Below are 21349 nucleotides of genomic sequence, written 5' to 3'. Positions count from 1 at the left end.
GTCCGCGGTCGCCGCGTCGTGACCGCAGTTGCCACCGTTCGGCCGCAGCGGGAGCACGTCGACCCCATGACATGCGCCCTCTTGGTCGCAGTGCCATCGCGGGCCGATGACGTAGCCCCTCTGTTCACCCGTCACGAAAGCGGAGCCGGCACCGGCAGCACAGATCCCGGCAGCCGACGGGCTGCCGGGATCAGAAGTGCTCAGCGCCTACTTGGGCCGGATGGCGTCCTTGGCCTTCTCCTTGGCCGCGCGCAGGTCGCCCTTGGACTCCTCGGCGCGCCCCTCGGCCTTCAGGGACTCGTTGCCCGCCGCACCGCCGACGACCTTCTTGATCTTGCCTTCGGCCTGCTCGCCCTTGGCCTGAGCCTTCTCGTCCGCAGCCACAACCACTCACCCCTGCCTCATTCGGAACTCAATTACGCCCTCCGTGTCACCCCGGGTCTGCATCCTCAAACCAACCCGAGGACTGCCACGCATTCGCAGCCGTGGACCGTCTAAGAAATACATAAGATCCACAGGAATGGTGATCGATCCGCAGGGCACACGACGGTCCGGAGGTTGATAACTATGGTTCCTGTTCTTCTTGTTCTTCTGCTCGCCCTGATCCTCTTCGGTGCCGGTTTCGCACTGAAGGCACTGTGGTGGATCGCCGTGATCGTGCTGATCGTATGGGTCCTCGGCTTCGTGATCCGTCCGACAGCAAGCGGCGGCCGGCGTGGCCGCTGGTACCGCTGGTAGACGGCCTGAACAGCACATCGTCAGGGTGGGGCCCGACGCTACGGCGTCGGGCCCCACCCATGTCCCGTCCCGGCGACCGCAGGACGAAAGTGGTGATTCCTCCGGCTCGAGGTAGCTGGAAGCCATGGCCGGAGGCTGGTGTGACGCCAGGAACCATGGCCCTCCAGCACGACGTCTTCGGCTGTTCACTCTTTCCGCAGCGCGTATGTATAGGCGCAAGAAGCCTGGGAACCCGAACTCCCGGGAGCGTCAGCAACGATGACGCTCGGTCTCAACGAGTCCGCAGTTCGACTGTGGGCGGCATTCGATTGATTCCTTGAGGAGGGATTTTATGAGTGACAACATCTGGGGCTACCAGCCGACCACCGGCTACACCGCGGGCACCGACCTGACCGGCTACAAGGTCGCGGCCACCGACGGCAGTATCGGGAAGGTCGACAAGCACTCGGACGACGTCGACTCCTCCTACCTCGTCGTCGACACCGGCGTGTGGATCTTCGGCAAGCACGTTCTCCTCCCGGCCGGCACCGTGCAGTCGGTCGACCAGGCCGAACGGAAGATCTACGTCGCGCTCACCAAGGACCAGATCAAGGACTCCCCCGAGTTCGACAAGGACAAGCACACCGGTGACGCCGGCTACCACGAGCAGGTCGGCAGCTACTACCAGAACCGGCGCAGCATCTGACATCAACACCCCGGCGCAAGCCAGGGGGCCGGCCGGGAGTGTCTTCGGCCGGCCCTTTCGTGTACGCGTGGGGGCGGGAAAGCCCCGAGGCGCCAGACCCCTCAGGCAGGGGCCGCTGGATCCGCCGACCGGGAAGCGCGGCGGTGTTCGTCGTTGATGCGCTGGGCTTCTTCGAGCTGGTCCCCGAGGATGACGATGCGGCAGGCGGCCTCGATCGGCATGCCCTGGTCGACGAGTTCCCGGGCGCGGGCGGCGATGCGCAGCTGGTAGCGGGAGTAGCGGCGGTGGCCGCCCGCGGAGCGCAGCGGGGTGATCAGGCGGGCTTCGCCGAGGGCGCGGAGGAAGCCCTGGGTGGTGCCGAGGAGTTCGGCGGCCCGGCCCATCGTGTAAGCGGGGTAGTCGTCATCGTCGAGCCGGCCGAACGAGGAGATCGTCCACCAGAGGCTTCGCCCGCACGGTATCCCGGGGGCCGGCAAGGCCCACGTCCGACCTCGCAGGCGCGATGGGTTAACCTCCGTTCCGCTTTCACTCCTGAGACGGGGCGGCGGGTCTACGGTGGAACATCTGGCATGCATGCCTCAAGCGGGGGTACGCCGTCTCTGGCCGCTTAGGAGCAGGCGGCACGGCATCTGAGGCTGGATCACATAGGAGGGGACGAGCATGACAGTGACCGAGACGACCGGGGCGCAGGCCGTCGTGCTGCCGGAGATCAGTGACCCGTCGCAGGTCGCTCCGAAGGACGCCCGTGAGCTGTCGAGGCTGTTCTTCGACCAGCTCGCCGTCCTGGAAGAGGGCACGCCCGAGTACCAGTACGCGCGCAACACCCTCATCGAAATGAACATCACCCTCGTCCAGTTCGCGGCCTCACGTTTCCGCAGCCGCAGCCAGCACGAGATGGAGGACATCGTCCAGGTCGGCACGATCGGCCTCATCAAGGCCATCGACCGTTTCGAGCTGTCCCGCGAGGTCGAGTTCACCTCCTTCGCCGTCCCCTACATCGTCGGCGAGATCAAGCGCTTCTTCCGCGACACCACGTGGGCCGTCCACGTCCCACGCCGCCTGCAGGAAGCACGCGTGGCGCTCGCCAAGGCCACCGAGGAGCTCCGCAGCCGGCTCGGCCGCACCCCGAGCACGCGGGAACTGTCCGAGTTGATGTCATTGTCGGAGGAAGAGGTCATCGAGGCCCGCAAGGCCTCCAACGGCTACACCTCGGCCTCGCTCGACGCCGCCATCACCTCCAGCGAAGACGGTGAGGCCGCCCTCGCCGCCTTCATCGGCGTGGACGACACCGCCCTCGAACTCGTCGAAGACTTCAACGCCCTCGCCCCTCTGATCGCCGAACTCGACGGCCGGGAACGGCGCATCATCCACATGCGCTTCGTCGACGAACTCACGCAGGCCCAGATCGGCGAACACCTCGGCGTCTCCCAGATGCATGTCTCGCGCCTCCTCAACCGCACCCTCACCAAACTCCGGACCGGCATGCTCACCACCGAGTGAATGCGCCCGCCTGACCCCGGAACTCATGACGGCCGACACCCCTGTGCAGGCCGAAGCAGCCCACACGGCTTGTGTGAGCAGCCGGGAATCCCGGGCCTCTAGGTCGGTGAGGATGCCAACCTTTTCTTGCACAAGGGGAGTTGGGACCAAGCTCTGCGTCCGTGCCGGCGCTCGGTGTACCTCGCCCGCACCGGCCGGGCACCACCGAGGGCAGGCTGGAACCGGACCACAGACTGCCCGGTTCCAGCCCTCCGGCAGTCCTCACCGGCCGGTTGAAGCCCGGGACGACTCTCCCGCGCGTCCCCGGGAAAGCCGGTGAGGACGACCGGAGGGAGAACGACGCGTGGGGGGGAGAGCCACCACGCCGTTCTCACGCGGCCGCCTCACCGACGAACTGTTCCCCCTGGTCCCCCTGTTCTCCACTCTCCTTGGATGACAGGGCTCAGGTATCCGCCGCCCCCAGTCTGCTCCGCCTTCGCCCTCCCGCAAGCCCCACGGCAAATGATTGGTACAACATGGCTCTCACCCTCACGCGTCAGAGCCGGGGCGGCCTTCGTCGAGCTAACCCTCCTTCGGCTCCCCCACCTGCGGCGCGTTGGTGAGGGCCGGGTGGCAGGCTGTCGGCCAGCGAAGGCGCGAGGCGACCGTCCTGACCGCCGCCACGGTGCCCTCGACTGCACGAGGCCACTCCTTCCACCGGGAACTCCCCCATCGCGCTCAATTGATTCAGAGTGCGCGTCACACCGCGGCCGACACCTCTGGAGAACGGCCCGGGAGGAACAAACCCGCCGCTACCGCGGGTGGTCGGTGTCACGGTCACGGCAGGTCCGTACGCAGCGGATCATCTCTTCCGCGTACGGCAGGACGACACACAGCCCGACCCCGCCGGCGATCGCGGCGAGGTAGCGGGCCGGCAGCGGGCGCTGCTTGGGAAGGAGCTTCCAGTCATCGGTGTGGCCGGCGCCCTTCGTCACCTCACGGACCGGTTCCCAGTGCAGGCACGTGGTGAAAGCGGCCGCGGTCAAGGGCAGCACTTCCGGAAAGCTGTGGATGCGCTGTTCGACAGGCCGTACCTCACGCTTGTCGGTGGCCAGAGACGCGTCCCACGGTGCGGTGGCCCCGTGTGCGACGGCCGCGCCGCCCATGACTTCCTTTCCTCAACGACAGGGCGGCCTCTCGGCCCGGATGGTGGGTCTCAGGCCTCACCCCCCGTTGCCTTTCCTGCGCCCGCGGCGTGGGGTGCCGTGGGCCGGTGCCTGGGGCGCAGGGTGCCATCGCGGCGACCGGCAGACGGTTCGCCGGCGTCGCACTGGAAACTGGCCGTACTGGTCGTTCCGATGGCTGCGGGCTTGGAAAGTGCAGAGGCCGGTCGGCGATCGGCTCGGAGTCTCGTGGCGGCCGGGGAGTTCGTGACTGTGGCCGCCGCCTTGGCCAAGTAGGAGCGGGCGGTGTCGAGGGCGTCTGTGACTTCGCGGGTTCCGGTGGACACGCACAGGGTGTAGGCGAGGTCCCGCAGCCGCTGACTGGGGGGCGTCCCGCCGTCGGGCGATTCCTCGGCGAGGAGCGACTCGTATTCCGCGACCAGCTGGTACAGAGTGACGGGGAGGGGCATCAACATCGGTGCGACTCCTTGGGGCTGAGGCCTTCTGGTGTTGTGGGGAACTGTCATGACAGCGTGCATGGGGCTTGAGGAAGCGGCCACCCGGCCCTGGGAGTGGAGCAGTCCTCACGCCACGGAGGCGCTGCCGGAGCGACTGCGGCACTCGCACTCTCCCAGCACCTCACTGCGTACATGGGCGCAGCTGCGGGTGATGAGCCGGGAGATGTGCATCTGGGAGCACCCCAGCTGATCGGCAATGCGGCTTTGTGTCATGTCCTGGAAGAAGCGCATGTAGAGGACGGTCCGCTCACGTTCGGGGAGCCTGCACAACGCCTTCCTGGCCGCCTCGCGGTCGACGATGACGTCGTAGGAAGGGTCGGTGACGCCCAGGATGTCGGCGAGGCTGTACGCGTCGTCGTCGGTGGCCAGTGCGGCGTCCAGTGAGAGGGTGCTGTAGCTCTCCAGCGCTTCCAGGCCCGTGGCGACCTCGTCCTCGGTGAGGCCGGTGCGGGCGGCGATGTCGGCGGGTGTGGGCTGGGGACTGCCGGGGCGCTGGGTGAGCTCGCGGCGTGCCAGACGGACCTGGTTGCGCAGCTCCTGCACCCGGCGGGGCACCCGTAGGGCCCACGTGCGGTCCCGGAAGTGCCGTTTCACCTCGCCGGTGATGGTCGGCACGGCGTAACTCTCGAAGGCCCCCCGGCCGGGCTCGAAGCGGTCGACGGCCTTGACCAGCCCGAGTGCTGCCACCTGGCGCAGGTCTTCCACGGCTTCACCGCGATCACGGAACCGGCCGGCGATACGGTGCGCCATGGGCAGCCAGGCCCTCACCAGCTCATCGCGCACGGCATCCCGTTCCGGCCCCTCGCCCAGTTCCGCCAGCCGCTCGAAGAGCGCGGCAGTCTGGGGGGAGTCGTCATGGGTTCGGCGTGCGCTCCCGGTGAGAAGGGAGACAGAGGTGCTGTCGACCTGCGAACAGTCTGGGTTCATATCAGTGAGCACGGGGATCGCTCCTGAACGCGGGGTTCAGGACGGGGCCCGGAGCCAGATACCGAGCGCGGCCTGAACCGTGTCTGTCAGAGGTTCGCCGCGCGGGAGGTCTGCCCGGCCCGCCGAAGGAAACCGCAGCAGGCAAGGAGAACGGAATCCCCGCAGGGCGTGCGCCTTCGGTCCGAAGCACGAATTCTCATGTGCCCCTCAGCCATGACCGTAAACACCGCCTTCCCGACTGCGCACGACATCCTCCACCCCACCTCGTCCGGCCCGGGAAAGCCCGTTCCCATGCCCGCGCCGGGAGCCAGCAATTTGTTGGTCGGCGGGGTATCCGGAGCGCACGGATGCGGCCGGGTCGGGGCGGTCTTCTTGGCCCGACGGACCTGGTCGCCCAGTTTCATGAGCGCATCCTCAGATGCCGTCTGCCGCAGCCGGGGGAACAAGTAGTCCTCCTCGTCGCGGATGTGCGAGCGGATCCCGGTCACCAGCTCGCCGATCAGGAGGTCAAAACCCGGTTCATCCGCGTCGAGGCTCTCGAGCTCCTACCTCGTCCGCTCGGCCTCGGCATGGTCCTCCAGTTCCTTGGCGGCGACCTTGTCGCCGTCCGGCAAAAACTCCCTCACGGCCAGATACGGATAGGCTTCCTCGGCGACCTAATGCCCCACCAGCTCAATCACGGCCTGCTCCCCGTACACCTTGCGCTGCTCGCCCCCCGGCGCCAGCACTTACATCTACCGAAGAGATCCTCGACCTCCCGGTGATCCGTGGTCCCAATGACGGCTCTCACCCAGCGGAGGAACCGCTTGTCCCGCGCCACCCACGGTCACAGTCCGGTGATCACGCTCGATCGTCACCGATGTTCCAGCGACTGAGGCGCCACTCCAGTACGCCCGCCTCAACACCCGTGCATCGCCTGCGCAGTTCGGTCCGCCTCTCACCCTGCTCACAGGGCTCCGGCGCAGAGTCTGCCGAAGTTCTACGTCGACAACCCTTCCGCTTCCACCTCCTCCTTGCAGCAGGGCATGCACCGAGCGCAGCGGTTGGACGGTTTCCCCGGCACAAGTGGCCGAACCAGGGAAACCTGAGCCGAGCCAGTCCCAACAGGAAAGGCCACCTGGTCGACCTGGCCGCTGAGTACCCCTCTTGCACTCCAATTAACAGCAGTCCCGCCAGGAACGGCGGTGTGCGCCAGCAGTCAGTCGAGTCTCGTTGCGTTGCAGGAAATCCGGGCACCGTCCTCGCATGGCTGGCTCAGAATTACACTGGAGGGCGGTACGCCGAGCAGCCACCGGTGTCAATCCCCTCGAATTCGAACCGTGGAGACCTCATCACGTCAGGCCTGTGGCACTCTCCTCTCTCCTTCGCCCTCTGGACCATGGAAGGCGAGTGACACGGGCCTTTGGGAGTCAACCAGTCGGTGATTGAGGGAAGTTGCTGCCGCAGGGGTGCACAGCTGCAGGCAGATTCCCCGGCCAGAGCCGCGGAAAATTACCACCATCCAGCCTCCGGCTAGACTCCTCCGAGATCGTCAAGAGATGACGGGGAGAGCGGATCATGGCGCAGAGTCGCGCTGACGCCCGGACACGGCACCCTCGTCATGAACGACGAGGCGAGGCGAGACTTCCCGGAGTATTGGCCACCCTCGCCGCCATCGCCCTCTACCTCGCATTGCCGCAGCAGCTGCTCATCGCACCCCGATACGTGCTGCCCACTCTTGAGGTCCTGCTCCTCATTCCGCTCATCGCGATCAACCCCAGGCGGCTGACCCGTCAGACCAGAATGTTCCGCATCCTGTCGCTGGCCCTCGTCGCCGTCATCGCTGCGAGCAACCTCGTCGCGCTCGCCATCCTGATCGACGAATTGGTGCACGCAGGAGTGAAGGACGGACGCGAGCTCCTGGTGGCCGCCCTACAGGTCTGGCTCACCAACATCATCGTCTTCGGTCTCGCGTTCTGGGAACTGGACCGAGGCGGCCCCGTCAGCCGCACCCAGGCACCGCGCGCCGAGCTCCCGCTGGCGGATTTCCGCTTCTCCCAGGACGAGAACGACGACGCTGTCGAGGAAGTCGCCGACGGCGCCAGCGGCTCCTCCGACTGGGTCCCCACCCTGGTCGACTACCTCTACGTGTCCGTCACGAACTCAACGGCCTTCAGCCCGACGGACACCATGCCGCTCACCACCCGCGCCAAACTCATGATGAGCATCGAAAGCATCTCCGCCCTCCTTACATCGCTCCTCGTCATCGCCCGCGCCGTGAGCATCCTGCACTGACATCCGGACAGCCCCTCACTCGCCGGTGCCCGCGCCCCTCGTCCTGCGCGCCCGAAGGCCTACAGGAATCACGAGCTGCCGCCCGGACGAGCGATCACGCCTTCGCCGGAAGACAGCGCGCCGTCTGCGCCTGACGGTCGGTCCGGGCCTGCAGGCGCTGAGCGTTGCGTTGGTTCACTGCCGCGCTCGCGTTGGCCGCCACCCGCCGCTGCCGTCCGTGCCAACCACACGGCCTCGTTTCAGTGATAAAAGCGAGGGAACCCGCCCAAATAAGAACATACGGCGCACCCGTGAGGGGGTTCGACTCCATGTCAACAGGGACACTTCTGGCAATCGTCATTCCCGTCGTGGTGGTGATCGCCTTGGCGGCCGTCGCGGTTTCGCTCCTCATGCGCCGCCGGAAACTGCGCGAGCGCTTCGGCCCGGAGTACGCGCGCACGATGGAGGACGCCGACAGCCGCACGGCCGGAGAGCGCGAACTCAGAGCCCGCGAGAAGCGGCACGACGCGCTGGACATCAAGCCGCTGGACAGCAGTGTCAGGGAGCGGTACACGCGGGACTGGACCAGCGTGCAGGACGAGTTCGTGGACCGCCCGGAGGACGCCGTGCACGACGCGGACCAACTGGTGACCTCTCTGATGCACGAACGCGGCTACCCCACCCAGGACTTCGAGCAACAGCTCAAGGACCTCTCGGTCGAGCACGGCCGCACGCTCGAGCACTATCGGTCCGCCCACGACGTCGACGTCCTCAGCACCCGCCACGAGGCGACCACAGAACAGTTGCGGGGGGCGATGGTGCACTACCGCTCCCTGTTCGACGAACTGCTCGCCGACGGCGGGCAATCCCGCCATGCACCGGCCTGAACAGCTCAACGAACGGGCCGCCACCCCGGCGTCCGGGACCGGAGGAGACATGCAACGCGAAGACACACCTGGCACCGCCACCGCGAGCGGCCTGTCCACCGACGACCTCGCCCAGCCCCGCGACCGGTCCACACAAGAGGGCCCAGCCGGCACGCAGGAGCAGACCGATGTTCCCCCTTTCCCCGGCGAGAGCACGGAAACGCCGGGCCGACCCGTTGAAGACAGGACCGCGGAGGCCGACGTCAGCACCCAGAGCTCGGGCCAGGGCGCCCAAGCCGAGGAGGACGTCCCGCAGCTACTCAGCGCTGAGGACGAAGAAGGGTTCCGCACCCGCTGGCAGGAAGTACAGAACAGATTCGTCGACGACCCGCGCGACGCCGTGCACACCGCCGACGCCCTCGTCGCCGACGTGATGCAAAGGCTGGCCGCCACATTCGCCGACCACAAACAGGAACTGGAAGGACAGTGGAACCGAGGCGAACAGGCGAACACCGAAGACCTGCGCCTGGCACTGCGACACTACCGTTCGTTCTTCAACCGCCTGCTGGTCACCTGACACAACGCCGCACCGCAGCGGCTGACCTGGGCTGCGCCCCTCTGATCGCGGGACCCGCCTGTCTTCGGGGGATCGGGCGAGCGTGGGTCGGTTCGGCTGCGGACGTCGGCAGCACCACGGGGCGCCGCACCGGCGCCTGGGCCATCTCGGCCCCGAGACCGCAGGCGGCTCGAGGCACGACCGCCCTACGGCCGGCCAGGGGACTCCCAACGGACATGGCTCCTCCGCATAGAACAGCCTGGCGCACTGACCAGGATGCCCCTGGTCATGGCGGGCTGTACTCCGGTAGCTGACCGACGGCACCGGAATTCGTCCCCGAGCGGGAGTGTCCACCCGGGCCTAGCGTGGAAACGCGCAGCAAGGGACCTGACACTCCAACGGCGGAGGAACGCATGGCCGTACGGCACCGGCTGATCAGAAAGTCTCCTCAGGACGTCTGGGAGGTCCTGTCCGACGTCGAACGGTACGGGGACTGGGTCGTGGGCCCTTCACGAGCCGAGCTGGACGAGGGACGGTGGCCCGACCTGGGGGCGGCCCTCCGCTACGAGATCAAGATCGGGCCGCTCACCCTGCACAACCGGACCGTCGTACGCCGCAGTGAGCCGGCCGCCGTCCTCGAGCTGGAGGCGGACAGCGGACCGCTGGGGACCGCGAGGATCGCGATGGAACTGCGGCCCTGGGGCGAGCACACGCTGATCATCCTCGATGAACACCCCCTGCGCGGCGCCGGAGGCGCCTTGCACAACGGCCTCCTGGAGGTGGCGCAGCAAATAAGGAACCGCGCCATGTTGGGCCGCCTCGCCCGGCTGTGCGAGGGGGACGAGGATCCTGCCAACACCACACCGCTCGCACGGCGGGCCGGATGCACGTTCGGGCCCTGGGGCAGATGACAAGCCAGGCGTCGACGTCCGCAAGGGGTGGATCTCGTGGCCTTCTCCGCCCTACGGGCCGTCACCGTCGTCGTGGCCGTCGTATGGGTCTGCGCGTGGGCGCGGGGCCGGCACATACGGAACCGACATCGCTGACGCGGTCGCCAGACGCGGTAGCCGGGAAGCGGTCATGCCGATGGTCTGCGGCTTTCCAGGGACGCGGCTCTGGCGGCGGGCGGAACCCAGTCGCGGCGCCGGTGGTGACAACGTGATTGCGGGTCGTCGGAGACCTTGGCGACTTCCGCGGAAATCTGCTGCTTCAGATGGTCGGGCAGCGGATCGCCGGTGATTGCCGCGACCAACTCCTCCGCGATGAGGCGAAGTTTGGTGTTGCTGCGCTGGGACACCTCGACAAGAACGCCCCAGGCGTCTTCCTCGTTCAACCTGAACGTGGCCATCAGCACTCCGCGGGCGAGGTCGATGACCGGGCGGCTCCGCATCGCCCGTTTCAGGTCGACGACCTCGGCGAGCAGGTCCTTCTCGCACTTCCCGTCCAGGTGAGGACCGGCACCGTTCGAGGGCGCGAACAGAGATGCCGTGCCCGTGAGCATGAGCAGCCGCTCGACAGCGCGTCCAGCAGCGCGGATGTGGACCGTCTTGCCCTGGGCGAGAGCAAGGCTCCGGAGGCGCAACAGGACCCGGAGCCCGGAACAGTCACAGAAGTCGACCCGCGCGAGGTCCAGGTCCAGTCCCTGGCGCGCCAGGGCCAGGGCGGCACACAGGTTGTGTTGGAGTTGCTGCGCGGTATCGATGTCGATCTCACCGGCGGCGACGACCAGTGTCCGTGCGCCGGCGGGATACGTGGCGGTCTCGAGGAAGGGTGACGCGCCTCCCACCCTGGCGCCGCAGGCCAGTCCATCGTGGGCGGCTTCGTCCCCGCTTCCCGCAGAGGGAGAGAGCGGATGTTCTCGCATGGCATACAGGTTCACCCTCCATCGGGTTACACGTCAAGAGATACATGAACTTTCTTTCGCCCTTTTGAATGCGTGAACGAAAGGGCCTAGCCTGGGGGGATGACTGAGGTACCCGAGGGACACAGCGGCTGGACCTTTCTGACCAACCACGCGCGAGTCCTCGCCGCGATCGCCTCCGGTGCGCAAGGCACGCGCATCCGCGACATCGCCGCACGGTGCCGGCTCACCGAGCGGGCGGTCCAGAAGATCATTTCCGATCTGGAGCAGGACGGCTATCTGGACCACACCCGGCGAGGGCGCACGAACCTGTACCACATCCAGCCCGGGACCATCCTTCGACACCCGGCCGACTCGGGCCTGACGGTGGCCGGCCTCCTGGCGGCTCTCGACCAGCACGAGAGCCCCGCTGAAGCCCCGCCCGGGCAGCGGACCGCGCAATCCGCGTCCGATCGCTCCGATGCGTTCGCTCGCGACGACAGCACAGCGGCCTCGTAGGGTTCCCTGCGGCCCTGGTCAGCTCCTCGCGCGCCGGAGCGCGGTCGCTGCCGGCAGGGCACCGACCGGTGCGGCGGCGAGGCGGCCGGAGCAGCGTGCCATGGCCGCTTGGACCGAGTGCCGCCCGGCGCGGCCGTCGAAGATGCCGTGGGCCGCCCCGTAGCCGTGCCCTTCAGCAACCAGGCGCGAACCAGCAGCCCTCCCATAGGCGTACACCGCGGCCCGGGCCGACTTTCCGGGCAACCTCATGCCTCCTGTGACGATCCGCGGCCGCTGGGGTACTCGGTCCCGGGCGGCAACGAGCCGTCCGAATGCGATCGGAGGAGAAGCCGTGGACGGGATCGTGCTGCTCAAGGAAGACCACAAGAGGGTGGAAAAGCTCTTCAAGCGGTTCGAGAAGGCGGGGGCCAACGCCCACGCGGAAAAGCGGAAGATCGCCGATCAGGTGATCGAGGAGCTCACCACCCACACCTGGATCGAAGAGGAGATCTTCTACCCTGCCGCCCGGGAGGCCGCCCCCGACACCAAGGACCACGTCCTGGAGAGCGTCGAGGAACATCACGTCGTGCTGTGGATGCTCTCCGAGCTGAAGGGTCTCGATACGGCGGACGAACGGTTCGACGCCAAGATGACCGTCCTCATGGAGAACGTCCGCCACCACGTCGAGGAAGAGGAGCAGGAATGGTTCCCCGACGTACGCAAGACCATGGGCCGCAACCAGCTCACCGAACTGGGCGAACAGATGGAATCGGCAAAGAAGGAGGCTCCGAGCGAGCCCCTCGCCGTTCCCAGCGCCGAACGGTAGATCGTACCGGCACCTCAAGCAGCCTGTGGATCGATACGGGCCTCGGCGACGGGGCCGCAGCCGCTTCGTCGATCGAATGCTGCCGAGCCGGCGGCTCATCAACCGCGACCATCCCCCAGGCCATCCAGCACAGACGCGGCTATTTCTCAGGGCATCCAGCGCGGAAAGGATCCACGCACATGCGCATCGCATTCCTCGTGGCGCCGGAAGGCGTCGAGCAGATCGAACTGACCGAGCCGTGGGCCGCCGTGGCGGGCAGCGGAGGTACCCCCGTACTCGTGTCCACAGAGTCCGGAGAGGTGCAGGCCTTCCGGCATCTCGACAAGGCAGACACCTTCCCCGTCGACCAAGTGGTGCGAGACACGTCTGTGGACGAGTTCGACGGTCTGGTGCTGCCCGGTGGAGTCGCCAACCCCGACCAACTGCGCCTGGACGAGCGGGCCGTGGCCTTCGTGAAGGGCTTCTTCGACGCGGGCAAACCAGTGGCGGCCATTTGTCACGCCCCGTGGATTCTCGTCGAGGCCGATGTGCTGCACGGGCGCAACCTGACATCGTGGCCGAGCCTGCGCACCGACATCCGCAACGCTGCCGGGAATTGGGTGGACGAACAGGTCAAGGTCTGCGACGGCGGCCCCAACACCCTTGTCACCAGCCGCAAGCCGGACGACCTGAAGGCGTTCTGCGAAGCCCTGGTGCACGAGTTCGGCCGCGCGACCACCTGAACGCGGAACCGGATCGGGCGTGCGCTCGCCCCTGTCCCGGGCAATCCGGCCGCTGGGGACAGGGGCTGTCGTGCCATGCCGGTGAGGGAGCGAGTACCCGAACGGCAACGTCCAGGGCGGCTTCCGGTCATTTCCGGTCCGCGAAGACGCTGCTGTCCAGGCGGTCGAGGAGGTCGGCAGGGTCTCGGTACACCGCTTGGGCGCCCGCCGACACCAGATCCGTCCGCGGGATGCCGCCGGACAGGACCGCCAGGGGTGTCACCCCGTCCCGGACCGCGGCCTGCATGTCCCAGACCGTGTCGCCGACGAACACCGCTCGTTCGCTCGGTACTCCGGCGAGCGCCCTGGCCTGCTCGACAGGATCGGGGGCGGGTTTGCCCTCGGCGACGTCGTCCGCGCTGGCCGCCCCGAGGATGACGTCGTCCGCGTGGATGGCACGGCGCAGCGCGGAGAGTTCCGCGCCGCTCGCCGAGGTTGCCAGGACGATCTCCCATCCCCGGCCGGCAAGGGTGCGCAGCAGTTCGCCGGCCGCGTCCAGCGGCGGCAACCGGTCGAAGTACGTTGCGTAGAGCGCGTGGTGGGCCGCGACGAACTGTTCGTCGTCCCCGGGGTCGCGGTCCTTGCCGAGCAGGTGCTCGATCAGGTCGCCGGCGCCGAGGCCCACGGCCCGGTGGATGTCACGCATGGCGACGCGGTGGCCGGCCTGGCGGAAGGCCTCCCACCAGGTGACGACATGCAGGTGGTTGGTGTCGACGAGTGTTCCGTCGACATCGAAGATGGCGGCGCGCCTCGTGGTCATCGCGGGTGTCCTCGCCCTCTCACAGTTCGCGCAGGGCGGGAAGCAGCTTCCGCTCGGCCCATTCCAGGTACGGCTCCTGGTGGTCACCGCCGATCTGGATGAGCGCGACCTCGGTGAATCCCGCTTCGACGAAGGACCGTACCGCGTCGACGACGGAGTCCACGTCGTCTCCGCACGGAATGGACTCGGCCACGTCCTCGGGACGTACGAACTGGGTCGCGCCGGCGAATCCTTCGGGGCCGGGCAGTTCGGCGTTGACCGGCCAACCGCCGCCGAACCAGCGGAACTGGTCATGGGCGCGGGCGACGGCCGCGTCCCGGTCCGTGTCGTAACAGATGGGCAGCTGGCCCACCTTGGGCTTGCCGACGCCGCCGTGCCGGTCGAACTCGGAGATCAGGTCGGCCTTCGGTTCGGTGGCGATCAGCAAGTCGGCGAGGTGTCCGGCGACTTCACACGAGCGCTCACCGGAGACGGCGACTCCGATCGGCGGGGGCGTGTCGGGCAGATCCCACAGTCGGGCGTTCTCCACGTCGAAGTGGGCACCGTGGTGGTTGACGCTCCCGCCCGCGAAGAGCGAGCGGATGATCTCCACGGCCTCTTCGAGCATCTCCAGCCGGACGTGTGCGGCCGGCCATCCGCCGCCCACCACATGCTCGTTGAGGTTCTCCCCGGAGCCGAGACCCAGGCGGAAGCGTCCCTGGGAAAGCAGTTGCACGGTGGCGGCCTTCTGAGCGACGACCGCGGGGTGGTAGCGGGTCGTCGGGCACGTCACGTACGTCATCAGGGGAATGCGCTCGGTGGCCTGCGCGGCGGCACCGAGGACAGTCCACGCGTACGGGGCGTGCCCCTGTGAGTCCAGCCAGGGGAAGTAGTGGTCGGACGTGACGGAGAAGTCGAAGCCGGCGCGCTCGGCTCCGGCCACATGACCGACGAGCTCACGCGGGCCGGCCTGTTCCGTCATCATCGTGTACCCGATCTGCACCATGTCACTCTCCTCCTCGTCGCCTCGGGCGCCGCTCGGGTGCGCGAGAGGTCTCCTGCCGGGTCAGCGAGCCAGAACCCGGCTCAGTCGTTTCTCGCGTCCAGCGTCGCGCGACTGCGTCCGCGACCTGCGCGGCTATCGCTTCGTCCGGAGCTGCAGGTCGACCTCCTTCTCCTGGTCTCCCGACGCAGTGCCCCGCTCCTGCACGGCGAACGCGTCACTCAGGGCTTCGCGGAGCCGGTCCACGGCGACGTAGCCGCCCTGCAGCGTGGCGGTGACCGAACCCTCCAACGGGGTCGGGCCGGTCGGAATGCGCTCTTCGGTCGGATCGAACACCGCGGTCCAAACAGGAAAGCGGTCGCCCGGCTGATCATGAGGCACGTCGCCGGAAGGTCGGTCGGTGGGGAACGCCGTCCGCAGGACGCCGAAGACGGTGGCGACGTCCTCCTTTGACGCTCCGGTGAGAGACACGGTGACCATCGAGCACCTTCCTTTCCGCTGGGGTACGACTGTGTACTTCGGTCCTAGCCGCGGGGCGGCGGCTGCCGCGAAGACCCCGAGGCGGGTGCAGGCCGAGACCCCGAGCGTTGCCGGCCGGCCCACCACTGCGGCCGACCAGCGCCGCGGTCGCTGCGCCCGCCGGCGTCAGGGCACAGGCGGTGCGCAGGAGCGTGCCCGCGCGTCCTTCGTGCCAGCTCTCGGCAACCACGCCCAGGCGTCGCTCGGCCGCCGCGCTCTCGCCGATTGCCGCAAGGCACCGCCGCGAGGCGGGCAGGCCCGCTCTCGCGCGGTGAAGCCACATGCAGGGCCATTCCCGAGGCAGCCACCGTCCCTGACGGCGTGAACAGAATGGGAAGTCTCGGTGGGGCGCCGTGCCGGGCGGGACCGGCGAGGACGGCGCGATACGAGGCCAGCGCTGGTCCGTGCAGCGCGGCTCCCACGGTCGAGATGGCGCCGACGCGGGGCAGCCACCCCGTGACGGCGCAGAGGGCGGCCGCACCGGCGACGGGACCGTACGCGCTGAGGAGTGGGTCGGATCCGGTCAGCCGGCCGTGGACGGGCCGTTCGCCGACCCACGTACGCACACCCATCACCTGTTTTCGAGTGGCCGGAATCCGCGGGCCCCTCCCAGCGTGCCGTGTCTCGGCCCCCGCGGCGCGCGGAGATGCGTCAGTCGGACGGTTCGTCGGGCACAGGATGCTCCGGATGCGGACTGCCGGACTGCGGGGCACCCTTCTGCCCGGTGCCGACCTCGTCCGTATCGGGAATCTCCGGATCCGGGCCTTGCGGCTCGGCCCGCTCGACGATGGTCGACTGCATCTCCGCGCCGAGGACGTCCCAAGGGTCCTCATCGGCTGCGGCCTGCTGATCGGGCAGGTCCCTCGGTATCGGCTTCGGTGTCGGCCCTCCGCCTTTCCCAGGGCCTTCCGGGCGGCGATCGTTCACGTCGTTCTCGCTTCCTCGCTTGACGGGCAAGTACCCCTCCGGCCGACGTTGATTCCGGGGGTCGCCGAGCGACTCCCGTGGCTGGTCAGCGGTGGCGGAGGACGTTGGCCGCGTTGCCGTCCGCGTTGGTTTGGGCGGAGTTGGTTCGAGCGGGCGGAGGGGTGGCCGCGATGTCGATGGGTTCCAGTTCGGGGCCGATGATTGGTGCGGATGGCGCGGACGAGTAATCCTGCGGGCCACGGCGGCCATGTGGGTGCGTGACGGCTTGGACGAGCTTGTCACCGATGAGCACTTCACCGACTGGTAGCCGGTTGATGGTGAGCGTGTACAACCAGCAGACGAAGAGCCTGCCGGTGGCCGCCCCTGACCCTCGGGTTCTGCAGCCACTCACGCGACCCTGGCGTGATGACGTCTGATCATGCTATTGACCTGCAACAACCCACCGAACGACGGCGGATGGGAGGCGATTCGACCCGGATTCGACCCCGGCCCCCTCCCATCATGAGAACAACCAGCTTTGATCTGCGGCTATGCAAATTCTGCCGCTGCACCAGTCGTATGCCGACAAGAAATCGCCACAGGTAGACCAATAAGGCCATATCTCGCAAATCATTGATCACGGACCAACATCGGTTGACAGCCCAAGCCCAAGGCATGGCTGCCACCCCCTTGCCGGCGGGCATCGACACCACGCCCCGCGTCACGCCTCTCACCAGGCATTTTACGGCTGGTCTTCCGTGACACGGAAGCCTTCTTGCGTACCTCCGAAGCCCGTCCCCACGATGTCGCCACGACCCGACGACGGGAGCCGAACGCCATGCCGCACACGACAGCCTTCGCCAGGAACCAGTGGTACAGCTAGCGCACCTTTCCCGGACCTGGCTCGAGGACCACCCCCGCATCCACCACGCATTCATCCCCGTCGGCGCGTGCTGGCTCAACCTGCAGGAAGGCTGGTGGCGCATCTTCCGCAAGGCCGCCCTCGCCGGCCGGTCATTCGCCAACCGCGACGACATCGAATACGCCACCACTCTTGCGACCGACCAGCTCAACTCCCGGGCCAACCCCTGGATCTGGGGCAGACCCGCACCGCCAACTCGCCTACTACGGCGCCGATATGTGTACACCGTTTGAGGAATCCAGCAGTAGCACGGGCATCACCAGCCGCCGCATGTTCTGGTCGCAGCCGAACCCCTGCGCCAACAGCACAACCGGTCCATCAGCACGGCCAGTGACGGAGACGTTGTTCCGACGGATATCCGTACCGCCAGTTTCCCATCACCCTCATGAGCCTCAACAGCAGCCGATCCCGATCGCCGGTCAAAGCAGCTTCCTGGGACGGGTCTCGACCACATCCGCCAGCACAGTCCGGAAGTTCATCGCTCTCGTCCAGCACGCCGGCATCCCGACAGCGTCGGATTGCCCGGGCTTTCCGGCAGCGTCGGATTGCCCGGGCTTCTCTCGCCTCAGGCGGGCGCTGCTGGAAGACGGCCGCTGTGACGGCGGGTGCGGGTGCTCCCGTCAGGGTTGGCCGTACGGAAATCTGCCGGGCCAGTTCGGCGCACATCACGGAAGCGGGGCGGGGGAGGACTACTGGACTGTGGGGCACGGCGTGAATTGCCGTCAGCGGTGGGGGTGCCCCTGCTCCGGGTCGTCGTCGGGAGTGCTCCAGCCGTCGCCGCGGCGTGCGGGGTCCACGAGGTCACGACGCGCTTGTGCGGCCTGGGTTGGATTGATTGAACGGCGCCGGGCAGAACGCCGGGTACCGATGAAAAACGCGACGACCAGGATGACGACGACAGCGATCCCCGCCGCCATCAGCCACAGTGCGCCGCTATAGGAAGCGGCAGCCAGCACGGTCTCCTTTTCGGTGTCCATGGACCCCGGGTACCCCCTCCACGCCAAAATCCCCGCCGTCCTCACGCCAGGCGGCGGGTGTTTCTACGAGACCGGGCCTTTTACGGCACGGCAGAACTGTCCCCGCTGAGGAACATCAGGCGTCGATGGCCGTCCGCGCTGCCCCAAGCGCATCATCTGGCGGGCGCTCAGCCTGTTCTGCAGCGCAGCGGCATGAACATGCCGCAAGCCTACGAAGGTCGACAGGCGTGGTGCAGTCAAGAGGCACGAACACCGCAGTACAGGTGTCGCATAAGGAGCCTCACAAATGTCCTGAGCAGCGCAACGACAGCAGTCCTCCACGGCAGACCCAGGTGGACCGTGGGCCGTCAATCTCGCCGTGGCCCGCCGGTTCCGCACCCGCGAAGGCCATCTCCACGGTACGAATCGCCTCGTCGGCATCGGCTCGGTGCGTGTCCTCGGGGCTCCTGGACCACGGCGCCGTCACCTGGCTGCTGGAACGCTACGGATCTCCGTCCGCCTCCGATCCACCACCCGCGCAAAGGTGAAGCCGTGAAGTGGCGTACGTCGAGTTTGAGACCAGGGAATGTGTCAACGCGATCTGTATGGTCCATTCGACACGAGAGACAGAACGCAAATATGCGGCGCCGCCGGGGAACGACATCTCATGGCTGCCCGAGCTGACGGAAGTGGACCGGGTCGCCTCGCTCGCAGAACATGCGACGCAGGAGCTGGATGCCGTCTACTACGACACCGAGGACCTGCGACTGGCACGCACCAGGGCGTCCCTGCGGCGCCGGAGGGGCGGCACCGACGCCGGCTGGCACCTGAAGCTACCCCTGGAGGGAGACACCCGGCAGGAGATCCGGCTCCCCCTGTCATCAGAAGAGGTCCCGGAGGACCTGCGGGACCTGGCTCTCTCGCGCACCCGCGGCGCAGAGCTGCGGCCGGTCGTGCGGATCCGCTCCACCCGCTACCTGCGCCATCTTCTCGACGCCGGGGGTGACGCCCTGGCCGAGCTGAGTACGGATGCGGTGCGGGCCGACTCGCTGCTGGACGACGACGCGCACACGAAGTGGACGGAGATGGAGGTCGAACTCGCCGACGACGGTGATCCTGCGCTCCTGGACGCCATCGAAAAGGTACTCCGGAAGAACGGTGTCGACCGCGCGCAGAGCCCCTCGAAAGTCGTCCGTGCCCTGTCCGAGACGACGCCCCTCCTCGAAGGCACGGAGGATGCACGCGCCGGGGCCGCCCCAGGGCCGGCCGGCGATCACGTGCTCACGTACGTTCGCCGGTTGGTGGACGCCCTCACGGACCTCGACCCCGCTGTGCGTCGCGACCTGCCCGACGCCGTGCACCGGATGCGCACCACGGCCCGCCGTCTGCGCAGTTGCCTGCGCTCCTACCGATCCGTCCTCGACCGTGAGGTCACCGACCCCGTTCGGCGGGATCTGAGATGGCTCGGCGCCGAACTCGGTGTGGAGCGCGACCATGAGGTGCTCCGGGAGCGGCTGACCTCCGGCGTGCGGGAACTTCCCGGTGAACTGGTCCTGGGCCCGGTTGACGCACGGCTGCAGGCCTGGGACGCGGCGCGGCAGGCCGAGGGCCGTCGACGCACCCTGGACGCGCTCGCCACGCCCCGCTACCTGAACCTGCTGGAGCAGTTGAACAGGTTGGCCGAGGCGCCGCCGCTGCGCGCGAAGGCGGCTGGAAAACCGGAGAAGGTCCTGGTCAAGGCGCTTGGGAAGGAGTACGGGCGACTTGGTCAGCGAATGGACCGTGCGCTCGATATGCCGTCCGGACCGGAACGTGATGCCCGGATCCATCACGCCCGCAAGGCCGCCAAGAGGCTTCGCTATGCCGCGGAGGCAGCCCGCCCCGCGCTGGGCAAGCCTGTTCGACGCCTCGGCAAGCGCGTCCAGGTCGTACAGCAGGTGAGCGGTGCCCAGCACGACAGTGTCGTGGCCCGTGACACCTTGCGCGGTCTTGCGATCGCCGCACACGCGGCGGGGGAACCTGGCTTCACCTGGGGCCTGCTGCACGGTCAGGAGAGAACCGCGGCGGGGGTTCGGGAACGGCAGCTCCCCGAGGCGTGGGCTCGTGCCCGGGCGGCAGCCCGGCGCAAGGGTCTCGGCCTCTGATCGCGTACCGATGCGCAGCGAGAGCCGGCCACCCACCCGTCATGCCCGGTCCGCGGCGGCGAGCACCGCGTCGGCCATGGGTTTGTCGAGGGCCGCGTGTACCAGGCCGTCCGCCAGCAAAGGCACCTCGCGACGGGTCACGAGGCCGGCCAGCTTCTCCGGCGAGGCGGGGAGTCCGAGCCGTCGGGCGCCGTCCAGGGCCTTGCGATCCACGTACGGATGGAACTCCGGCCAGATGGCCTGTACGCCGCGGAGGAAGATGTCGGTCCCCGTCGGACCGATGCCCGGAAAGCGCTGCAGCGCTTTTGCGGGGTCGGATTCCTCGCGCAGCCGCCGCAGATCACCGTCGTACCGGTCGAGCAGCAGTTCCGCTCCCTCACCGAGCATGGTGGAGGTGCGCTCGTCGTAGCGCCGGTATCCGCCTTTGCCGAGCGCGTCGACACGTTCCTGCCAGGTCGCCCGCGCCATCGACCGGCTGTCGCGCATCCCGGCTTCGAACAGTGCTCTGGCTGCCGAGACCGCTATGTCCGCCTTGATACGGGCACTGAGCAGGTTCGCCAGTACGAGCATCTGGTAGAGCGGAGCCGGGGTGTCCCGCAACCGGATTCCGGCCTGCGCCGCGTATGTCCTTTCTTGTCGCTCGAGCAGGGCGCTCACCACTCTCGTGTCGCTTTTCCTGTCGCCGGCACGGGCGTTGCGTTGCGTGGACGTCTCATGGCGCGTCGTGGCCACGCTGATCACCGCCTCCGCAAATTTCTGGTACTTCTGTGCGGCCTGTTGTGAGAAGCGGCTGGCTCGGTGGCGTTCGGTGCCCGTCGGGGTCTGTTCGATGCGGCCTACGCGTGCTTGGGTGCGGCCTTCGGGGGGCGCGGGATCCGGGCTCACGGTCGAGGAAACGCGGCTCGCGGCTGGAGCCCCTGCTCGCGCCGCGCACGGCATCGGCCGACGCCGGCCTCCCCAGCCCCGGCCGGAGGACGGGCGGGACGGTGGCCCTTCGGATTCCTTATCGCTTGTGGCCGTTCCCGTGTCCGTTCGGGTGCAGGACCACCT

At 67.9% G+C, this 21349-nt stretch carries 25 protein-coding genes and 2 pseudogenes; 11 read left to right on the top strand and 16 right to left on the bottom strand.

The annotated features are described in order from the left end of the window. Window positions 1–207: 207 nt before the first annotated feature. Window positions 208–384, bottom strand: coding sequence for a CsbD family protein (locus ACFYR3_RS44250; RefSeq protein WP_355858740.1), 177 nt, complete (start codon window positions 382–384; stop codon window positions 208–210). 183 nt (window positions 385–567) lie between these two features. Between ACFYR3_RS44250 and ACFYR3_RS44245 the strand changes: the two genes are divergently transcribed. Continuing rightward, the gene (locus tag ACFYR3_RS44245) at window positions 568–738 is read left to right on the top strand and encodes a hydrophobic protein (RefSeq protein WP_261710066.1); all 171 of its coding nucleotides are present in this window, start codon (window positions 568–570) and stop codon (window positions 736–738) included. Between the two features lie 331 nt (window positions 739–1069). Beyond that, window positions 1070–1423, top strand: coding sequence for a PRC-barrel domain-containing protein (locus ACFYR3_RS44240; protein WP_389287996.1), 354 nt, complete (start codon window positions 1070–1072; stop codon window positions 1421–1423). 101 nt (window positions 1424–1524) lie between these two features. On the opposite strand, the gene ACFYR3_RS44235 is transcribed toward ACFYR3_RS44240, so the two are convergent. Continuing rightward, entirely contained in the window at window positions 1525–1806 is a 282-nt protein-coding gene (locus tag ACFYR3_RS44235; RefSeq protein WP_389288000.1) for a MerR family transcriptional regulator, read from the bottom strand. A gap of 277 nt (window positions 1807–2083) precedes the next feature. Between ACFYR3_RS44235 and ACFYR3_RS44230 the strand changes: the two genes are divergently transcribed. Then, entirely contained in the window at window positions 2084–2923 is an 840-nt protein-coding gene (locus tag ACFYR3_RS44230; protein ID WP_389287994.1) for an RNA polymerase sigma factor SigF, read from the top strand. Window positions 2924–3714: 791 nt separating this feature from the next. Here ACFYR3_RS44230 and ACFYR3_RS44225 read toward each other — a convergent pair. The 4 genes and pseudogenes from ACFYR3_RS44225 to ACFYR3_RS44210 all read right to left on the bottom strand — a co-directional run. Then, entirely contained in the window at window positions 3715–4068 is a 354-nt protein-coding gene (locus ACFYR3_RS44225; protein ID WP_389287992.1) for a hypothetical protein, read from the bottom strand. Between the two features lie 50 nt (window positions 4069–4118). After that, window positions 4119–4541, bottom strand: coding sequence for a DUF5133 domain-containing protein (locus ACFYR3_RS44220; RefSeq protein WP_389287990.1), 423 nt, complete (start codon window positions 4539–4541; stop codon window positions 4119–4121). 108 nt (window positions 4542–4649) lie between these two features. Beyond that, window positions 4650–5510, bottom strand: coding sequence for a SigB/SigF/SigG family RNA polymerase sigma factor (locus tag ACFYR3_RS44215; RefSeq protein WP_389287998.1), 861 nt, complete (start codon window positions 5508–5510; stop codon window positions 4650–4652). 290 nt (window positions 5511–5800) lie between these two features. Further along, window positions 5801–6300, bottom strand: a pseudogene (locus ACFYR3_RS44210) (hemerythrin domain-containing protein); the annotation flags it as partial. An 845-nt stretch (window positions 6301–7145) separates the two neighbouring features. On the opposite strand from ACFYR3_RS44210, the gene ACFYR3_RS44205 reads away from it, so the two are divergent. From ACFYR3_RS44205 to ACFYR3_RS44190, 4 genes are all read left to right on the top strand, one after another. Further along, window positions 7146–7784, top strand: a complete 639-nt coding sequence (locus ACFYR3_RS44205; RefSeq protein WP_355858450.1) for a hypothetical protein — start codon at window positions 7146–7148, stop codon at window positions 7782–7784. A gap of 308 nt (window positions 7785–8092) precedes the next feature. Then, window positions 8093–8650 (top strand): hypothetical protein, encoded by a 558-nt coding sequence (locus tag ACFYR3_RS44200; RefSeq protein ID WP_355858453.1) that lies wholly within the window; start codon window positions 8093–8095, stop codon window positions 8648–8650. 49 nt (window positions 8651–8699) lie between these two features. Further along, complete coding sequence (locus tag ACFYR3_RS44195) at window positions 8700–9206, top strand: hypothetical protein (RefSeq protein ID WP_389287988.1); 507 nt, start codon at window positions 8700–8702, stop codon at window positions 9204–9206. Window positions 9207–9598: 392 nt separating this feature from the next. Then, on the top strand, window positions 9599–10096 hold the full coding sequence (locus ACFYR3_RS44190) for an SRPBCC family protein (RefSeq protein ID WP_355858459.1): 498 nt from the start codon (window positions 9599–9601) through the stop codon (window positions 10094–10096). 167 nt (window positions 10097–10263) lie between these two features. On the opposite strand, the gene ACFYR3_RS44185 is transcribed toward ACFYR3_RS44190, so the two are convergent. Continuing rightward, on the bottom strand, window positions 10264–11049 hold the full coding sequence (locus ACFYR3_RS44185) for an ANTAR domain-containing protein (protein WP_355858462.1): 786 nt from the start codon (window positions 11047–11049) through the stop codon (window positions 10264–10266). Between the two features lie 99 nt (window positions 11050–11148). Between ACFYR3_RS44185 and ACFYR3_RS44180 the strand changes: the two genes are divergently transcribed. Further along, on the top strand, window positions 11149–11544 hold the full coding sequence (locus ACFYR3_RS44180; protein ID WP_355858465.1) for a helix-turn-helix domain-containing protein: 396 nt from the start codon (window positions 11149–11151) through the stop codon (window positions 11542–11544). 18 nt (window positions 11545–11562) lie between these two features. On the opposite strand, the gene ACFYR3_RS44175 is transcribed toward ACFYR3_RS44180, so the two are convergent. Then, window positions 11563–11793 (bottom strand): hypothetical protein, encoded by a 231-nt coding sequence (locus ACFYR3_RS44175; RefSeq protein ID WP_355858468.1) that lies wholly within the window; start codon window positions 11791–11793, stop codon window positions 11563–11565. An 82-nt stretch (window positions 11794–11875) separates the two neighbouring features. On the opposite strand from ACFYR3_RS44175, the gene ACFYR3_RS44170 reads away from it, so the two are divergent. Continuing rightward, window positions 11876–12349, top strand: coding sequence for a hemerythrin domain-containing protein (locus tag ACFYR3_RS44170; RefSeq protein WP_355858471.1), 474 nt, complete (start codon window positions 11876–11878; stop codon window positions 12347–12349). A gap of 179 nt (window positions 12350–12528) precedes the next feature. After that, complete coding sequence (locus tag ACFYR3_RS44165; protein ID WP_355858474.1) at window positions 12529–13071, top strand: type 1 glutamine amidotransferase domain-containing protein; 543 nt, start codon at window positions 12529–12531, stop codon at window positions 13069–13071. A 127-nt stretch (window positions 13072–13198) separates the two neighbouring features. On the opposite strand, the gene ACFYR3_RS44160 is transcribed toward ACFYR3_RS44165, so the two are convergent. The 7 genes and pseudogenes from ACFYR3_RS44160 to ACFYR3_RS44130 form a co-directional block, all read right to left on the bottom strand. After that, window positions 13199–13870: an HAD family hydrolase gene (locus ACFYR3_RS44160; RefSeq protein WP_355858477.1), complete on the bottom strand. Its 672-nt coding sequence runs from the start codon at window positions 13868–13870 to the stop codon at window positions 13199–13201. A gap of 19 nt (window positions 13871–13889) precedes the next feature. Next, the gene (locus tag ACFYR3_RS44155; protein ID WP_355858480.1) at window positions 13890–14855 is read right to left on the bottom strand and encodes an LLM class F420-dependent oxidoreductase; all 966 of its coding nucleotides are present in this window, start codon (window positions 14853–14855) and stop codon (window positions 13890–13892) included. Between the two features lie 132 nt (window positions 14856–14987). Beyond that, window positions 14988–15332 (bottom strand): hypothetical protein, encoded by a 345-nt coding sequence (locus ACFYR3_RS44150; protein ID WP_355858483.1) that lies wholly within the window; start codon window positions 15330–15332, stop codon window positions 14988–14990. A gap of 690 nt (window positions 15333–16022) precedes the next feature. After that, window positions 16023–16298: a hypothetical protein gene (locus ACFYR3_RS44145; protein ID WP_389287984.1), complete on the bottom strand. Its 276-nt coding sequence runs from the start codon at window positions 16296–16298 to the stop codon at window positions 16023–16025. An 85-nt stretch (window positions 16299–16383) separates the two neighbouring features. Further along, complete coding sequence (locus ACFYR3_RS44140) at window positions 16384–16629, bottom strand: hypothetical protein (RefSeq protein WP_355858488.1); 246 nt, start codon at window positions 16627–16629, stop codon at window positions 16384–16386. 806 nt (window positions 16630–17435) lie between these two features. Further along, window positions 17436–17555, bottom strand: a pseudogene (locus ACFYR3_RS44135) (alpha/beta hydrolase); the annotation flags it as partial. Between the two features lie 366 nt (window positions 17556–17921). Then, window positions 17922–18176, bottom strand: coding sequence for a DUF6479 family protein (locus ACFYR3_RS44130; protein WP_355858491.1), 255 nt, complete (start codon window positions 18174–18176; stop codon window positions 17922–17924). 584 nt (window positions 18177–18760) lie between these two features. On the opposite strand from ACFYR3_RS44130, the gene ACFYR3_RS44125 reads away from it, so the two are divergent. Further along, the gene (locus tag ACFYR3_RS44125; RefSeq protein ID WP_355858494.1) at window positions 18761–20299 is read left to right on the top strand and encodes a CYTH and CHAD domain-containing protein; all 1539 of its coding nucleotides are present in this window, start codon (window positions 18761–18763) and stop codon (window positions 20297–20299) included. 39 nt (window positions 20300–20338) lie between these two features. Here the strand turns inward: ACFYR3_RS44125 and ACFYR3_RS44120 are convergent, their stop codons facing one another. Then, window positions 20339–20956 carry an endonuclease gene (locus ACFYR3_RS44120; protein WP_355858497.1) on the bottom strand — a complete coding sequence of 206 codons (618 nt, stop codon included), beginning with the start codon at window positions 20954–20956 and terminating at the stop codon, window positions 20339–20341. Window positions 20957–21349: the final 393 nt, after the last annotated feature.

It is taken from the genome of Streptomyces sp. NPDC005784 (assembly GCF_042871525.1).
In the GTDB taxonomy this organism is placed as follows: domain Bacteria; phylum Actinomycetota; class Actinomycetes; order Streptomycetales; family Streptomycetaceae; genus Streptomyces.
The sequence above is the reverse complement of the archived record's forward strand: the minus strand, read 5'-3'. Positions and strand labels throughout refer to the sequence as shown.

Bases quoted from the DNA above. Each gene is read 5' to 3' on its own strand.
- ACFYR3_RS44235 (WP_389288000.1), bottom strand. From the start codon at position 1,806: ATGGGCCGGGCCGCCGAACTCCTCGGCACCACCCAGGGCTTCCTCCGC.
- ACFYR3_RS44150 (WP_355858483.1), bottom strand. From the start codon at position 15,332: ATGGTCACCGTGTCTCTCACCGGAGCGTCAAAGGAGGACGTCGCCACC.
- ACFYR3_RS44245 (WP_261710066.1), top strand. From the start codon at position 568: ATGGTTCCTGTTCTTCTTGTTCTTCTGCTCGCCCTGATCCTCTTCGGT.
- ACFYR3_RS44195 (WP_389287988.1), top strand. From the start codon at position 8,700: ATGCAACGCGAAGACACACCTGGCACCGCCACCGCGAGCGGCCTGTCC.
- ACFYR3_RS44200 (WP_355858453.1), top strand. From the start codon at position 8,093: ATGTCAACAGGGACACTTCTGGCAATCGTCATTCCCGTCGTGGTGGTG.
- ACFYR3_RS44175 (WP_355858468.1), bottom strand. From the start codon at position 11,793: ATGAGGTTGCCCGGAAAGTCGGCCCGGGCCGCGGTGTACGCCTATGGG.
- ACFYR3_RS44225 (WP_389287992.1), bottom strand. From the start codon at position 4,068: ATGGGCGGCGCGGCCGTCGCACACGGGGCCACCGCACCGTGGGACGCG.
- ACFYR3_RS44125 (WP_355858494.1), top strand. From the start codon at position 18,761: ATGGTCCATTCGACACGAGAGACAGAACGCAAATATGCGGCGCCGCCG.
- ACFYR3_RS44240 (WP_389287996.1), top strand. From the start codon at position 1,070: ATGAGTGACAACATCTGGGGCTACCAGCCGACCACCGGCTACACCGCG.
- ACFYR3_RS44220 (WP_389287990.1), bottom strand. From the start codon at position 4,541: ATGTTGATGCCCCTCCCCGTCACTCTGTACCAGCTGGTCGCGGAATAC.
- ACFYR3_RS44160 (WP_355858477.1), bottom strand. From the start codon at position 13,870: ATGACCACGAGGCGCGCCGCCATCTTCGATGTCGACGGAACACTCGTC.
- ACFYR3_RS44190 (WP_355858459.1), top strand. From the start codon at position 9,599: ATGGCCGTACGGCACCGGCTGATCAGAAAGTCTCCTCAGGACGTCTGG.
- ACFYR3_RS44185 (WP_355858462.1), bottom strand. From the start codon at position 11,049: ATGCGAGAACATCCGCTCTCTCCCTCTGCGGGAAGCGGGGACGAAGCC.
- ACFYR3_RS44215 (WP_389287998.1), bottom strand. From the start codon at position 5,510: ATGAACCCAGACTGTTCGCAGGTCGACAGCACCTCTGTCTCCCTTCTC.
- ACFYR3_RS44230 (WP_389287994.1), top strand. From the start codon at position 2,084: ATGACAGTGACCGAGACGACCGGGGCGCAGGCCGTCGTGCTGCCGGAG.
- ACFYR3_RS44165 (WP_355858474.1), top strand. From the start codon at position 12,529: ATGCGCATCGCATTCCTCGTGGCGCCGGAAGGCGTCGAGCAGATCGAA.
- ACFYR3_RS44180 (WP_355858465.1), top strand. From the start codon at position 11,149: ATGACTGAGGTACCCGAGGGACACAGCGGCTGGACCTTTCTGACCAAC.
- ACFYR3_RS44155 (WP_355858480.1), bottom strand. From the start codon at position 14,855: ATGGTGCAGATCGGGTACACGATGATGACGGAACAGGCCGGCCCGCGT.
- ACFYR3_RS44130 (WP_355858491.1), bottom strand. From the start codon at position 18,176: ATGGACACCGAAAAGGAGACCGTGCTGGCTGCCGCTTCCTATAGCGGC.